At 46.7% G+C, this 13,626-nt stretch carries 14 protein-coding genes; 7 read left to right on the top strand and 7 right to left on the bottom strand.

The features are described from left to right. Nucleotides 1-62: 62 nt before the first annotated feature. A complete protein-coding gene (gene accB / locus BUB18_RS16720; RefSeq protein WP_073083293.1) occupies nt 63-545 on the bottom strand; it encodes an acetyl-CoA carboxylase biotin carboxyl carrier protein in 483 nt (160 codons plus the stop codon). Nucleotides 546-605: 60 nt separating this feature from the next. Continuing rightward, nucleotides 606-1,169, bottom strand: coding sequence for an elongation factor P (gene efp / locus BUB18_RS16715; RefSeq protein WP_073083291.1), 564 nt, complete (start codon nt 1,167-1,169; stop codon nt 606-608). 188 nt (nt 1,170-1,357) lie between these two features. On the opposite strand from efp, the gene BUB18_RS16710 reads away from it, so the two are divergent. The 3 genes from BUB18_RS16710 (at nt 1,358) to BUB18_RS16700 (ending at nt 3,634) form a co-directional block, all read left to right on the top strand. Beyond that, nucleotides 1,358-1,861 (top strand): peroxiredoxin family protein, encoded by a 504-nt coding sequence (locus tag BUB18_RS16710; protein ID WP_073083289.1) that lies wholly within the window; start codon nt 1,358-1,360, stop codon nt 1,859-1,861. 209 nt (nt 1,862-2,070) lie between these two features. Then, nucleotides 2,071-3,012 carry a malate dehydrogenase gene (gene mdh / locus BUB18_RS16705; RefSeq protein WP_073083286.1) on the top strand — a complete coding sequence of 314 codons (942 nt, stop codon included), beginning with the start codon at nt 2,071-2,073 and terminating at the stop codon, nt 3,010-3,012. A 160-nt stretch (nt 3,013-3,172) separates the two neighbouring features. Continuing rightward, nucleotides 3,173-3,634 (top strand): MarR family winged helix-turn-helix transcriptional regulator, encoded by a 462-nt coding sequence (locus tag BUB18_RS16700; protein WP_073083284.1) that lies wholly within the window; start codon nt 3,173-3,175, stop codon nt 3,632-3,634. Between the two features lie 2 nt (nt 3,635-3,636). Here BUB18_RS16700 and BUB18_RS16695 read toward each other — a convergent pair whose 3' ends face one another. The 3 genes from BUB18_RS16695 to BUB18_RS16685 all read right to left on the bottom strand — a co-directional run bounded on the left by BUB18_RS16695 (nt 3,637) and on the right by BUB18_RS16685 (nt 7,024). Next, entirely contained in the window at nt 3,637-4,872 is a 1,236-nt protein-coding gene (locus tag BUB18_RS16695) for an MFS transporter (RefSeq protein ID WP_073083282.1), read from the bottom strand. A 93-nt stretch (nt 4,873-4,965) separates the two neighbouring features. After that, the gene (locus tag BUB18_RS16690; protein ID WP_073083279.1) at nt 4,966-5,655 is read right to left on the bottom strand and encodes a DedA family protein; all 690 of its coding nucleotides are present in this window, start codon (nt 5,653-5,655) and stop codon (nt 4,966-4,968) included. 94 nt (nt 5,656-5,749) lie between these two features. Next, nucleotides 5,750-7,024, bottom strand: coding sequence for a dicarboxylate/amino acid:cation symporter (locus BUB18_RS16685; RefSeq protein ID WP_073083278.1), 1,275 nt, complete (start codon nt 7,022-7,024; stop codon nt 5,750-5,752). A gap of 189 nt (nt 7,025-7,213) precedes the next feature. On the opposite strand from BUB18_RS16685, the gene BUB18_RS16680 reads away from it, so the two are divergent. Next, nucleotides 7,214-8,710 (top strand): amino acid permease, encoded by a 1,497-nt coding sequence (locus tag BUB18_RS16680; RefSeq protein ID WP_073083275.1) that lies wholly within the window; start codon nt 7,214-7,216, stop codon nt 8,708-8,710. A gap of 82 nt (nt 8,711-8,792) precedes the next feature. Next, nucleotides 8,793-9,503 (top strand): YebC/PmpR family DNA-binding transcriptional regulator, encoded by a 711-nt coding sequence (locus BUB18_RS16675; protein ID WP_073083274.1) that lies wholly within the window; start codon nt 8,793-8,795, stop codon nt 9,501-9,503. Between the two features lie 146 nt (nt 9,504-9,649). On the opposite strand, the gene BUB18_RS16670 is transcribed toward BUB18_RS16675, so the two are convergent. Both BUB18_RS16670 and BUB18_RS16665 read right to left on the bottom strand, forming a co-directional pair. Next, nucleotides 9,650-10,405 (bottom strand): response regulator transcription factor, encoded by a 756-nt coding sequence (locus BUB18_RS16670; RefSeq protein ID WP_073083271.1) that lies wholly within the window; start codon nt 10,403-10,405, stop codon nt 9,650-9,652. 292 nt (nt 10,406-10,697) lie between these two features. Next, the gene (locus BUB18_RS16665; RefSeq protein ID WP_073083268.1) at nt 10,698-11,657 is read right to left on the bottom strand and encodes a D-2-hydroxyacid dehydrogenase; all 960 of its coding nucleotides are present in this window, start codon (nt 11,655-11,657) and stop codon (nt 10,698-10,700) included. 167 nt (nt 11,658-11,824) lie between these two features. On the opposite strand from BUB18_RS16665, the gene BUB18_RS16660 reads away from it, so the two are divergent. Together BUB18_RS16660 and BUB18_RS16655 are read left to right on the top strand one after the other, a co-directional pair. Beyond that, nucleotides 11,825-12,394 carry an RNA polymerase sigma-70 factor gene (locus tag BUB18_RS16660; protein WP_073083267.1) on the top strand — a complete coding sequence of 190 codons (570 nt, stop codon included), beginning with the start codon at nt 11,825-11,827 and terminating at the stop codon, nt 12,392-12,394. A 65-nt stretch (nt 12,395-12,459) separates the two neighbouring features. Further along, nucleotides 12,460-13,569, top strand: coding sequence for a FecR family protein (locus BUB18_RS16655; protein ID WP_073083264.1), 1,110 nt, complete (start codon nt 12,460-12,462; stop codon nt 13,567-13,569). Nucleotides 13,570-13,626 lie beyond the last annotated feature (57 nt).

Here is a 13,626-nt window from a genome sequence, read left to right as displayed (position 1 = left end):
ATTAGCCTTTAGTTATGCAAAGCTGCGAAAACTAAAGGCTAACAACCAAAGGCTACATGCAATTATGGTTCTACTAAGAATAAAGGCTGGTCGTATTCAACCGGAGAAGCGTCATCTACGAGCACTTTCACGATTTTACCGCTTACTTCACTCTCAATTTCATTGAACAGTTTCATCGCTTCGATGATGCAAACCACTTTACCTGGCGCAACTTCATCACCTACGTTGATGAATGGTGGCTTATCAGGACCCGCAGAACGATAGAAAGTACCGATCATTGGAGATTTAATGGTAATCAGGTTGTCAGCTTTAGGTGCTGCCGGAGCAGTGGCTGCTGGTGCAGCAGGTGCAACAGGCGCAGCTGCAGGAGCTACAGGTGCTACAGCCTGTACTGGCGCCACTGGGGCAGGTACAGCTATAACCTGTTGTACTTCGTTGTCTTTCTGTTTTATTGTAATCTTAAACTTGTCCTGCTCGATGCTCAGTTCACTGATATTTGATTTATTAATCATTTTTACCAGTTCCTGAATCTGTTTAAAGTCCATGTAGACAGCTTTTGGTTTAGAAATGTGATATAGTTAGTCTAGTAGTCTCTAGTCTGACAATTATTTTACTCTCTCGATATATTCGCCGGTCTTGGTGTTTACACGGATCAGCTCTCCTTCATCCACAAACAGCGGCACCATCACGGTAGCACCGGTTTCGATAGTAGCAGGTTTCAATGTACGGGTAGCAGTATCACCCTTAACGCCTGGTTCTGAGTAAGTTACCAGCGCAACGATTTTATCAGGCAACTCCACCGCCATGTACTGGTCAGTTTCGGTGTTGATCTGTACAGATACTTCCTGGCCGTCTTTCAGGAACTGAGGAGCATCAATAGTTTGCTCTTCCATCACGATCTGCTCGAAAGTTTCGTTGTCCATGAAGTTGTAACCACTCTCATCTTTATATAAAAACTGGAAAGGCTTCTTCTCGATACGAACCGGGTAAATGGTATCGCCGGAGTTCCAAGTATGCTCGATAGAACGTGTATTATCAACGCCCTTCAATTTAGCCCAAACCTTTGCAGCTGCGCGGGCGGTTTTGTTCTGACCAAACTCTACAACAGAATACAAGCTGTTATCCAGCTTGATGATTAATCCTGTTCTGATATCTGCGGTGGTAGCCATAAAAGCTTACTATTTTTTAAGTTAAAAATTTATAAGGAATGCAAAAGTAAAAATTTTCGCATATGAACAATCAATTTCCTCTCAAAAATAGGCAGAATAGTCCCTTTTTGACCCATTTTTCTTCAATTTTATGCAAATAATGACATTAAAGGGGTAAATTGACCCTAAATTTTAAGAAACTCTGAACTATGCGTTATTTGTTTTTACTGCTGTGTGCCTGCATGCCAATGATGCTGAAAGCCCAGTTCAATACAGCCGCTGCCAACAACAAACCGCCTTACCTCCAGTATCCGGTAAAGCCAGCCTTCGAAATGACCCTCCCTGATGGCCATAAAATCACTAAAAATGACCTCCGAAAGGAAAAAACCATGGTTTTCGTGTTCAGCGTAGATTGCGATCATTGCAAACACCTGACGGAAGAAATGCTCAGGAATATGGACAAATTCAAGAAATACCAGATCCTGATGGTCACTCCTTTCAATGTTGACCAGATGAAAGAGTATTACAAACAATATAACATCGCCAAATACCCGAACATCATTATGGCCAGCGAGCCTACCCGCCAGATCATGTATTTCTATGACCTGCACTACTTCCCCGGCCTCTATATTTACAGCGCCAAAGATAAGTTCGTAAAAGGGTTTGAAGGCTCCGCCAAAGTAGATTCCCTGTTGTTTTATTTAAATAAATAGTTCTGCTATTTGTGGCCTCCGGCCGCAAATAGCAGAACTATGAGCAGGGCCGCAGGCCCTGCTCATAGTTCTGAACCCTAAAAACGCTGTCCTGATAATCATTGATCTCCCCATAAAATTAAAATCCCCTCCAAAAACTCATTTGTTGAACCCAATTACGTAAATTCATCACCATAATATTTTTCGTTCACCTAAAAGCCATAGACAAGATGAAAGTTACAGTAGTAGGAGCCGGTAATGTGGGAGCCACCTGCGCCAACGTCCTTGCACACAGAGATTTCTTAACGGAGGTGGTTTTGCTTGATATCAAGGAGGGAACAGCAGAAGGGAAGGCACTGGACACGTGGCAGCAAGCGCCCATCGATTATTACAGCACCAAGGTAACCGGGGTTACTAACGACTACGCCAAAACCGCTAACAGCGATGTTGTAGTCATCACCTCCGGATTGCCACGCAAACCCGGTATGAGCCGGGATGACCTGATTTCTACCAATGCCAACATTGTAAGATCAGTTACAGAAAACGTTACCAAACACTCACCAGACGCAGTGATCATCGTAGTTAGCAACCCGCTCGATGTAATGACCTATTGCGCCTACCTCACCGCTAAAAAAGACAGCAGCAAAGTTTTCGGAATGGCCGGCATCCTCGATACCGCCCGCTATCGCGCCTTCCTGGCCGAAGAAATCGGCTGCTCCCCTAAAGATATTCAGGCCATCCTCATGGGAGGCCATGGCGATACCATGGTGCCCCTCCCCCGATACACCACCGTGGCAGGTATCCCCGTTACAGAACTGGTTGCAAAAGATAAACTCGACGCTATCATCCAACGTACCAAAGTTGGTGGCGGCGAAATCGTAAACCTCCTGGGAACCTCCGCCTGGTACGCACCTGGCGCAGCTGCCGCCCAGATGGTAGAAGCCATCCTCAAAGATGAAAAACGCGTGTTCCCCGTGTGCGCATGGCTCACCGGCGAATATGGCCTCAAAAATATCTACCTCGGCGTACCCGTAGTACTTGGGAAAAAAGGCATCGAGAAAATTATAGAACTCCAGCTCAACGGCGAAGAAAAAGCCTTGCTGGAAACCTCCGCCCAACACGTGAAAGAAGTGATGGACGTGCTGGACAACATGAAGGAACAAAAAGTATAACAGTACCATTCCACTCAAAAAAACTAAAAGGATCGGCAGCTTTTCACCGCCGATCCTTTTTATTTTCAAGGCATTAAAACCTGCAAGTGTTAATTACTGTTAAAAAAAGAATCGTATTTTCGTTATTATTCTGATACCATCTGATACATCTTTTGTGCATATGTCTAACCTGGAAAAGTTAATTACTCAAAAATCCTTTCTCAACGAGTATCACAAAGGACTTGTAAGTCTGATTTTTGTGGGCAACTGGCTGACATCCCGCCACCAGCAATTCTTTAAGAAGTACGATATCACCATGCAGCAGTTCAATATCCTGCGCATCCTCCGTGGCCAGCACCCCCAGGCCGCCAGTATCAACGTGCTTAAAGAACGTATGCTCGACAAAATGAGCGACGTTTCCCGCCTCGTAGAGCGGCTGCGTAAAGCCGACCTGGTAGTACGTAAAAGCAGTGAACTCGACAGGCGCTCCGTGGACGTTCGTATCACCGATAAAGGCCTGGAGCTGCTCAGCAAAATTGATGATGATCTCGAAGAACTGGAAAATACGTTGAAAGGCCTCGATGAATCCGAAGCCGCCCAACTAAACATGTTACTGGATAAGGTCCTGGACCGTTATTCCTGAACCTATATTTCTTCCAGGTAATTTAAATCTTTATTGAAGGTTTCCTCTATCGTCCAGGCAGCCAGCATAGCCACGCCTATACATATCACCGCCACTATCGCACCGCTCTGCAGCAAACTAAAGTGCGACTGCGCCGTCACAAATAAAATAGAGATCAGCGGCAGCATACCTCTCGCAAAATTAGGTACCGTAGTAGCCACTGTAGCCCTAAGGTTGGTACCAAAACTCTCCGCGCCTATTGTTACAAATATGGCCCAGAAGCCTACACTAAAGCCCATCAGGGTACAAACGGTATAAAACAACGCGGTACTGGCGCCATGCAGGTTGAGGTATATAGCCACCATAATGGCCGTGAGAGCAAGGAACAAGAGCATTACCTTTCTGCGGCTTTTCAGTAACTGGCTGATCACCCCACTGCTGAAGTCACCAATTACGAGGCCCGCGTAACAAAAAGCCACTGCATCTCCCGGATTAATATTTCCCTGAACATTCATTTCCCGGGCAAACTTGTTGGAAAAGGCAATCAGGATGCCCACCACAAACCAGGTAGGGGTACCGAGCAAAATGCATTTAATATATTTCAGTAGTCGCGCCCTGTTAGTAAACAGTGCCAGCAGGCTTCCACGGGTAGTAGCCGTTGCTTTTACCTGGTTAAACAAATGGGATTCCATTACAGAGATACGTAATACCAGCAGGGCCAAACCCAATCCACCACCAATAAAGTAACAGATGCGCCAGTCACCTACAGCCTTGGCAATCAGGTTGGCAGCAACTGCCCCCGAAACGCCTACGGTAGCCACTATCATAGTACCATACCCCCGCTTTTCCTTAGGCAGGATTTCAGAAACCAGCGTAATCCCCGCTCCCAGTTCACCAGCCAGCCCAAAACCGGCTACAAAACGCCATAACACATAGCCATTAATGCCCTGCACAAAACCATTGGCTATATTGGCTACCGAGTAAATGAGGATAGACCCGAACAATACACTCAAACGGCCTTTTTTATCTCCCCATACCCCCCAGAAAAGCCCTCCCAGCAGCAAACCTACCATTTGGACATTGATCAGCAGCAACCCCGCACCTGAGTCGATCTCACTCTGGGGCAGGCCCAGCGACTGCAAACTGGGAACTCGAACGATGGTAAATAACAGCAGGTCATAGATATCTACAAAATAACCCAGCGACGCGACGATGACGGCAATGTTAAAGATAGAAGCTGATTGGCTCTCGGTTTTCATGTGCGTGGTTGATAAAACTTAAAAAATAAACGTGGTTGATAAAAACAAAAATGCCATGAAAGATAGTATTTCATGGCATTTTTTCTTAATTATTTATTTGTTTGATTCTGTCAGTTCATCCGGATGATTCTCCCTGGTATGCTCATGCGGCACCTTAGCCTTTCCGAACACCAGTTTGAGGATAACGGGTAAGGTGGTGATCAGGATCAGGATACCCACAATCAGCTCCAGGTGATTTTTGATGGTAGGATAGCTGTTACCCAGGAAATAACCTGCCAGCATCATGGAAAACACCCAGGCAAAAGAACCTACAATGTTATAGAACATGAATTTCTTACGTTCCATACCCACAATTCCGGCAACAATTGGAGCGAAAGTGCGGATAATCGGCAGAAAACGGGCAAGAATGATAGCACCGCCACCATGTTTATCAAAAAACTCCTTCGCCTGAAAAAGATGCTTCTTTTTAAACAGGAAGGTATCCTTCCTGCTAAACAGTAACGGACCTGACTTACGGCCAAACCAGAAACCTACAATATTACCCAGCACACCGGCCATGGCAATAAGCAGCATTAATACAAAAAACGGCGCATCGTAAAAACTGGCACTTAACTCTTTACCGTAGATACCCGCCAGGAAAAGCAGGGAGTCCCCGGGCAGAAAGAAGCCTACAAACAGGCCGGTTTCTGCAAAAATGATTGCTACTAACAGGTATAACCCTCCGTGTTCAATAATCCATGCTGGATTAATGAGATGCTTAAATAACTCTATAATCTGGTCCATGCGCTTTTAAATAAACTTTCGGGATCGGTAAATTATAAATTATTCTCTAATGAGAATGTTAATGTTTTGGCAAAGGTCTTTATTGTCGGGCATTTCAGGCTTTCACTTCCGTCCCATTGAGGTCCAGCTTGTTTTCCCATTTCGATACTACAGCAGTAGCCATGGCATTACCGATTACGTTGGTAGCGGAGCGACCCATATCGAGCAGGTGGTCTACTCCCAGCAACAGCAGCAGGCCTGCTTCGGGGATGTTGAACATGGACAGCGTGCCTGCAATTACCACCAGGCTGGCGCGGGGAACCCCGGCAATACCTTTACTGGTGATCATCAGTACCAGCAGCATAGTGATCTGCTGGTCGAATGGCAGGTGCATACCATAGGCCTGGGCTATAAACAGGCTGGCAAAGGTCATATACATCATAGAACCATCCAGGTTAAAAGAGTAACCCAGTGGCAGTACAAAGCTTACTATACGTTTATCGCAGCCAAAGCGCTCCAGTTCTTCCATGGTGCGCGGGTAGGCCGCTTCACTGCTGGCAGTACTGAAAGCCAGCAGCACCGGGTCTTTGATAAGCCCGAGCAGGCGTAGAACAGGTTTCCCGAGTATCAGGAATCCTACGAATGCCAGCACTATCCAGAGGCTGAACAGCCCTGCATAGAACTGCGTAATAAATTTACCATAGATCCAAAGAACACTGAGGCCTTTATCCGCGATGATGGCTGCCATGGCCGCAAATACGGCAAACGGCGCGAAGTTCATCACAAAACCGGTTACTTTCAGCATAATATGTGCTACGCTGTCCATCAGCTTCACCACCGGGTTAGCCTGCTCACCAATAGCAGCAGCAGCTACACCAAAGAAGATGGCAAAAACTACGATCTGTAATATTTCGTTGTGGGCCATGGCGTTGATCACGCTGTCGGGCACCACGTGGTGGAAAAATCCTCTTAAGGTCATATCTGCCTTGGAGATACCGGAATCAGCGTGGGTATCAGGCAGCGGCAATGCCAGGGATAAACCTGGTTTCATCAGGTTTACCAGCACCAGTCCAAGGAACAATGATACAAAGGTTGCACTGATAAACCACAGCATGGTTTTACCGCCTACGCGGCCAACAGCTTTGATATCACCCATTTTGGCCACACCAACAACGAGTGTGGAAAACACCAGCGGAGCGATGATCATTTTAACAAGGCGTAGGAAAATGTCTGTCAGTATTGATACATTATCGGCAAACTTCTTAATACTTGCCTGTTCCTCCTGAGTGGGTGTTCCATTTCCAAAAGAGTAGTTTACGATGTATCCCGTTGCGATACCAATTATCATGGCGGCAAAGATGTACAAAGTAAGCTTGTTGGATTTCTTCATGCGACGGTAGAATTAATTGCGGTAAGTGTTTGTAACCTAAAATTTCCCAAAAATAAGGTTACTGGCTTAAATATGAGCCGCCGGAGGTAAAATAAAACCGGGCATTTTGATTTGCAGTTATTATATTTGGCGATTAACAATCAACAACAAACAAATCTACCTTTAAAACAATCAACCAACATTTGGCTTATGAGCAAACTATTTGCCAAGAAACAACTGTCTGTTCTGCTGTCTGAAGCTTCTGACTCTGAGAAGGGGCTTAAAAGGACTTTAGGCGCGGGCTCCCTCATTGCATTAGGTATTGGTGCCATTATCGGTGCTGGTCTTTTTGTTAGAACTGCCGCCGCTGCTGGCCAACACGCAGGTCCGGCTGTTACAGTTTCCTTCATTATTGCAGCTATCGGCTGCGCCCTTGCAGGATTATGCTATGCCGAATTTGCTTCCATGATTCCGATTGCAGGAAGCGCTTACACGTATTCCTATGCCACACTTGGTGAATTTATTGCCTGGATTATTGGTTGGGACCTGGTGCTTGAATATGCCCTCGGTGCCGCCACAGTGGCCATTGGCTGGTCACAGTACCTCAATAAGTTACTGACTAACGTCTTTAACATTACGATACCCTATGAGTGGTGTCATAGTCCATTTGAAATCAGCGATGCCGGCGTAAGAGGTATTATGAACGTTCCTTCCGTGTTCATTCTGCTGTTACTCACCATGCTGCTGGTTCGTGGTATTTCGGGTTCTGCTATTGTAAACAACATCATCGTGATTTGTAAAGTGGCTATCGTGATCCTGTTTATCTTCTGTGGATGGCAGTTCATCAACCCGGCTAACCACACGCCTTTCACCATTTCACCGGATGCAGGTACCGTTACCATGCACAACGGCCATGTGGTGGACTATTCCAACTTCTTCAACCATGGATGGGGAGGTGTACTAAGGGGTGCCGGCGTGGTATTCTTTGCGTTCATCGGTTTTGATGCGGTGTCTACTGCGGCGCAGGAAACCAAGAATCCTAAGAAAAACATGCCGATTGGTATCCTCGTTTCCCTCCTGATTTGTACGGCGCTGTATATCCTGTTCTCTTTTGTGCTGACAGGTGTGGCTCCGTTTAAAGACTTCCTGAAAGCAGGTGGTGAAGCTTCTGTGGCTTATGCGATTGATACCTATATGCCTGGTTATGGCTGGTTATCCACCCTGATTACCGTGGCGATCCTCGCAGGTTTCTCCTCTGTAATTCTGGTGATGCTGCTGGGTCAGACCCGCGTATTCTACTCCATGAGTAACGACGGCCTGGTTCCTCCTGTATTCTCTAAACTGCACCCTAAATATCGTACACCATACCGTTCACAGTGGATGTTCTTCGTATTTACCTGCCTGTTTGCTGCCTTTATTCCGGACAGCGTGGTGGGCGATATGACCAGCATCGGTACCCTGTTTGCGTTTGTACTGGTTTGCGTGGGCGTAATCGTAATGCGGAAGAACAATCCGGATGCACCACGTGCATTCAAAACACCTTGGGTGCCGGTAGTACCTGTTGTAGGTGCATTGTTCTGCCTCACTATGATTGTGAGTCTGGGTGTTGAAAACTGGTCCCGCCTGTTTGTATGGCTGGGAATAGGCTTTATTATCTACTTTGGGTACAGCGTGAAGCACAGTAAGGCCCGTAAGATGATGGATTAACCTGCCGGTGATTTCATTACTTAGCCAGATTAGCTTAAATTTGCGGATTATTTTAAAGATCCAACAATAAGATACCACTCCAATGGGAAGAATATTTGAAGTTCGTAAATCCACCATGTTTGCCCGCTGGGACAGGATGGCCAAACAGTTTACCAGAATTGGAAAGGACATTGCAATTGCCGTAAAGGCTGCGGGTCCTGACCCGGAAAATAACCCTGCACTGCGTCGCTGCATTGTGAATGCGAAAGCGGTGAACATGCCGAAAGACCGTGTTGAAGCGGCGATTAAGCGTGCAATGGGGAAAGACAAAACTGATTACGAAGAAGTTGTATATGAAGGTTACGCACCACATGGCATCGCCATCATGGTGGATACTGCTACTGATAACACTACCCGTACCGTTGCAAACGTGCGTACGCACTTCAACAAATGCGGTGGTAGCCTTGGTAACAGTGGTTCCGTGGCGTTTATGTTCAACCGCGTGGGCGAGTTTAAAGTGAAGAATGCCGGCCAGGACCTGGAAGAACTGGAACTGGAGCTGATCGACGCAGGTCTGGAAGAAATTGGAGAGGATTCAGAAGGTAATATTATTATCCGCGCAGCCTTTACCGAGTTCGGTAACATGTCTAAAGCCCTGGAAGACAAAGGCCTGGAAGTTATCAGTTCAGAACTGAAACGTATCCCTGCCAATGTGGTGGAATTATCAGAAGAACAGGCCAAAGAGGTGCTGGAACTGGTAGACCGCCTGGAACAGGACGACGACGTACAGGCTGTTTTCCACAATCTGAAGTAAGTACAATTTACCATACAAAAGAGAGGTCCTGCCAGTGAGGCAGGACCTTTTCTTTTTGTCAAGGAACCGAAATGATAAAGGTGTGTAATAGGAGCGCGCATAAAGCGCTTTGTAGGTTTTCAACGGAAAGTAGCAGCCACTGTTAATCAGGCTTTGATAATTTCCTGGTGCCGGTCCGCCTCATTGGCAATAAACATGATGCCTTTGCCGTGGTAGGTAGCCACGCTGAGGGTAGGATCCGGGGCAATATACCGGCGCAGCCGCGTCAGGTATACGTCCATAGATCGTTTATTGTATGATTCATCCCCATCCCATACGCAGGACATGATCTGGTCGCGTTTGAGCTTTTTATTGGGATTTTCACACAGGTATTTAAAGAGATCGGATTCTTTCGGGGGGAGTTGCAGGTGCTCTACTTCGATTTTAGTACCGCCGTCAGGAGCCGGCTTTTTAACTTCCACTACCACGTTGCACTGCTGATAGTTAAATCGCAGGTTGCCAACCAGGTAGGTAATTTGTTTTTCACTACGTAACAGCCTGGCTCTTTTGATAAAAACGTCCAGGCGAAGCAGGAATTCCTGCATGTTGAAAGGCTTTACGATGTAGTCGTCTGCTCCATTTTCAAATCCCAGCATACGGTCCTGCTCCATATAACGGGAAGAAGTGATGATGATAGGCACATTCTCGTTGATCGAACGGATGTCTTTAGTCAATGCAAATCCGTCTTTTTTGGGCATTACCACATCGAGCACGCACAGGTCAATGTCCCGTTGTTGGAATGTTTCCCATCCGGCCTCTCCATCGGCACAGTACAGTACTTCATAACCGGCTTTTTCGATATGTCTTTTCATCACTTTAGCAAAAAACTGGTCGTCTTCCACCAATAAAACGGTCGGCTTCATTTTAGATAGATTTTAATTGTAACGATTTAAACAAGCTAGACAGCGATTCTCGATTTTGGGCTTCACCCTGAAAAAGCAAAGGGTATTTTTTACGTTTATTCAAAGTACCGATTTCCTTGTGGTTCTACAATCGGTCTTTTCGTTCATTAAAGGAATTTCCGTTCATTTTGTTCATTCCTGGGGTTATTAATGAACATATGTATAAGTAGTTTATAGTGAGATGCAAACGCATAGTTTTTGAAAACCGTTTATTTTTTTCATCAACTATGCGTTTGTTTTAATATAAAATTTATTAACTGTTAACGACATTTATTGACCTTCCCGACAGGAATGCGTCAAGGTTGGCGACCACCGCCGATAATAACCTCCCCCGCGCCGCAGCAGTAGCCCAGGCAATGTGAGGCGTAATCAACATGTTAGGAGCACCCAACAGCGGATTGCTTGCCGGTGGCGGCTCCGAAGAAAGCACATCCACACCCGCACCTGCAATACGGCCGCTACGCAGCGCCGCCGCCAGGTCAGCCTCATTAATAAGGCCGCCGCGACTGGTATTAATCAAAAATGCACCTGGCTTCATCGTACCCAGCAACGCCGCATTCACAAACTCCTTGTTGGCAGCGCTCATCGGCGTGTGCAAGCTCACTACATCCGCTTCCCGAAAGCAGGTAGCCAGGTCCACAAAGCTCACCCCGTCCATCTTATCACGCTCCGGGTGCTTGTGGTGGGCGATCACCTTCATCCCAAACGCCAACCCTATTCTGGCTACCGCCTGCCCTATCTGCCCCAAACCTACTATACCCAATACCTTGCCCGCTAACTCCACCAGCGGAAAATCCCAGAACGAAAAATCTTTACTGCTGCTCCACCTGCCCTCGTGAACAGCCTCGCTATGCGCACCCACATGATGACATAACTCCAGGATCAATGCAAACGTCAGCTGCGCCACCGCTGCAGTACTGTAAGCCGGTACATTCGTGACCGTTATACCCCGTTCCTTGGCAGCAGCAATATCCACTACGTTATAACCGGTAGCAATCACCCCAATATATTCCAGCTTCGGCAAAGCCGCTATGGAAGCCGCACTTAGTATCGACTTATTAGTGAGCACAATCTCTGCATCTTTTGAACGCTCCACCACGAGCGACTCCGGCGTGCGATCGTATACCGTAACTTTGCCCAGCGCCTCCAGGCCATCCCAGCTTAAATCCCCCGGGTTGAGGGCATAGCCGTCCAATACAACTATATGCTTCATATCGTCTTTTAAAATGCTAAAAAAATCAGGCGATAAAAATATATAAACTCAGCCAATACCCGCAAACAAGAAAATAACATGATCTAATGCGAAAAAAACATCAATAATGAGCGGCTATAAAAAGTAGATTGCAGGTATAATATCCCGCTTAAATTTATTATCGGCTTATGTTCGGTTGGACAGCGATGGAGGACAGTGAACTACTTTCGTACCTGAAAGACGGCAACGTGCGTGCGTTTGATACGATTTACGCACGTTACTGGGCTGACCTGTACAAACACGCTTGCTGCACGCTCCGCAACCGGGAACAGGCACTCGATATTATCCAGGAAGTATTTACCTGGCTATGGGTAAACAGGGAAACCGTGCAAATCACCTCGCTCAAACAATACCTGAAAGGCGCTGTCAGATTCAAAATGGCCAACTACCTCCGCGCCAGCAAATCACAAAAGCAATTAATCAATTCACTCCAATACCTCGCAGAAGATACCGTCGCACCTGTCGACATCCACCTGAAGGAATTACAGTCCCTCATAGCATCCGCGGTGGATGCACTTCCGGAAAAATGTAAGGAAGTATACAGCATGAGTCGCCATGAACAACTCTCCCATGCTGAAATTGCCAGTCGCCTCAATATTTCCGTTAAAACAGTGGAGAACCAGATTTCCATTGCACTAAAGCGCATCCGCATTCACATCGGTTCTACCCTGCTCTCCCTTCTCCTGCTCCTGCTCTGAAAAAAAATTAAAATTCTTTTGGGGGATAAACCTCTCTCACGTTACTAGGATATAAACGGCCTTACTTGATCCACGAAAAACTGGCTGCCATTGCTGAAAAAATCGCCGATGGCACCGCAACCAAACAGCAAATAGAGACGTATCATGCACTGCTGGACACCCTGGAAGAAAGTGAACAATGGGACGAAACCCTGATGGGAAGCCAGCAGGAAACAGCCACCCTGCTGAAAGCACGCATATATGAAAATGCCGGCATAACCCGGAAAGTGCAGCGCATACGCATGATGCGCCTCAGTGTGGCCGCCAGCGCAGCCCTACTGATAGGCCTTACCACCATGTTGTGGCTGCATTACAAACAACCGGCAGGTAGCAAACAAATGCTGGCAGATCATACAGCCGGCCAGCACGTGGTGCTCAAACTGGCCAACGGCAGGGAAATTACACTCAGCAACGATTCATCCGTCATTACACAGGGCAGCAGCACCATCACGCTCGCTAAAGGCGGAGCCACCTATCATAACAGCGCCGCCGCACCGGATGAAATCAATGAACTGATTACGCCACCAGGATTTCAATTTATGATGGTACTGGGCGATGGCACCAAAGTATGGCTGAACACCGCATCCCGCTTACGTTTTCCTGCCGCCTTTCATGGCCCCGAACGGGTGGTGGAACTGACAGGAGAAGCCTATTTTGAAATCGCACAAAATGTTAACATGCCTTTTGTGGTAAAAAGCAATGAAAAAACCGTCAGGGTATTAGGAACCAGTTTCAACCTGATGTCCTACGCGGACGAACCTACGACTAACATCACCCTCCTTAACGGTGCAGTGAAAGTCTATCATAAACAGGATTCCCTGCTGCTGCATCCGGGCCAGCAAGCCAGGATGACAGATGACAAAGGAATAACGCTGATTCCGCACGCAGATATTTCCAGCATTACCGCCTGGAAAAATGGCTACTTCGCCATGCAGGGTGAAAATACAGCAGTGATATTAAGGCAAATCGCCAGGTGGTACAACCTGGATATCGAATATACCGGGAACATTCCCGATCTGAAATTTGAGGGCAGCATCAAAAAAAGTTATGAATTACAGGATGTAATAGCCATCCTCAGCGAAAGCGGCATCCACCTGAAACTGGAGCATAAAAAACTGGTAGTATTTCCAAACTAGATACTAACATAATTATCATGTAGCTAAACAAAACCAAAATAAAACCGGGCATGCGCC

Origin of the sequence: Chitinophaga jiangningensis (assembly GCF_900142605.1) — a bacterium.
Classification (GTDB): Bacteria; Bacteroidota; Bacteroidia; order Chitinophagales; family Chitinophagaceae; genus Chitinophaga; species Chitinophaga jiangningensis.
Note: the sequence above shows the minus strand (reverse complement) of the source record. Positions and strands in the feature narration are given on the sequence as shown.

What these genes read in the sequence shown, in the direction of transcription:
- accB (WP_073083293.1), bottom strand. Translation starts at nt 545, where the DNA reads ATGGACTTTAAACAGATTCAGGAACTGGTAAAAATGATTAATAAATCA.
- efp (WP_073083291.1), bottom strand. Translation starts at nt 1,169, where the DNA reads ATGGCTACCACCGCAGATATCAGAACAGGATTAATCATCAAGCTGGAT.
- BUB18_RS16710 (WP_073083289.1), top strand. Translation starts at nt 1,358, where the DNA reads ATGCGTTATTTGTTTTTACTGCTGTGTGCCTGCATGCCAATGATGCTG.
- mdh (WP_073083286.1), top strand. Translation starts at nt 2,071, where the DNA reads ATGAAAGTTACAGTAGTAGGAGCCGGTAATGTGGGAGCCACCTGCGCC.
- BUB18_RS16700 (WP_073083284.1), top strand. Translation starts at nt 3,173, where the DNA reads ATGTCTAACCTGGAAAAGTTAATTACTCAAAAATCCTTTCTCAACGAG.
- BUB18_RS16695 (WP_073083282.1), bottom strand. Translation starts at nt 4,872, where the DNA reads ATGAAAACCGAGAGCCAATCAGCTTCTATCTTTAACATTGCCGTCATC.
- BUB18_RS16690 (WP_073083279.1), bottom strand. Translation starts at nt 5,655, where the DNA reads ATGGACCAGATTATAGAGTTATTTAAGCATCTCATTAATCCAGCATGG.
- BUB18_RS16685 (WP_073083278.1), bottom strand. Translation starts at nt 7,024, where the DNA reads ATGAAGAAATCCAACAAGCTTACTTTGTACATCTTTGCCGCCATGATA.
- BUB18_RS16680 (WP_073083275.1), top strand. Translation starts at nt 7,214, where the DNA reads ATGAGCAAACTATTTGCCAAGAAACAACTGTCTGTTCTGCTGTCTGAA.
- BUB18_RS16675 (WP_073083274.1), top strand. Translation starts at nt 8,793, where the DNA reads ATGGGAAGAATATTTGAAGTTCGTAAATCCACCATGTTTGCCCGCTGG.
- BUB18_RS16670 (WP_073083271.1), bottom strand. Translation starts at nt 10,405, where the DNA reads ATGAAGCCGACCGTTTTATTGGTGGAAGACGACCAGTTTTTTGCTAAA.
- BUB18_RS16665 (WP_073083268.1), bottom strand. Translation starts at nt 11,657, where the DNA reads ATGAAGCATATAGTTGTATTGGACGGCTATGCCCTCAACCCGGGGGAT.
- BUB18_RS16660 (WP_073083267.1), top strand. Translation starts at nt 11,825, where the DNA reads ATGTTCGGTTGGACAGCGATGGAGGACAGTGAACTACTTTCGTACCTG.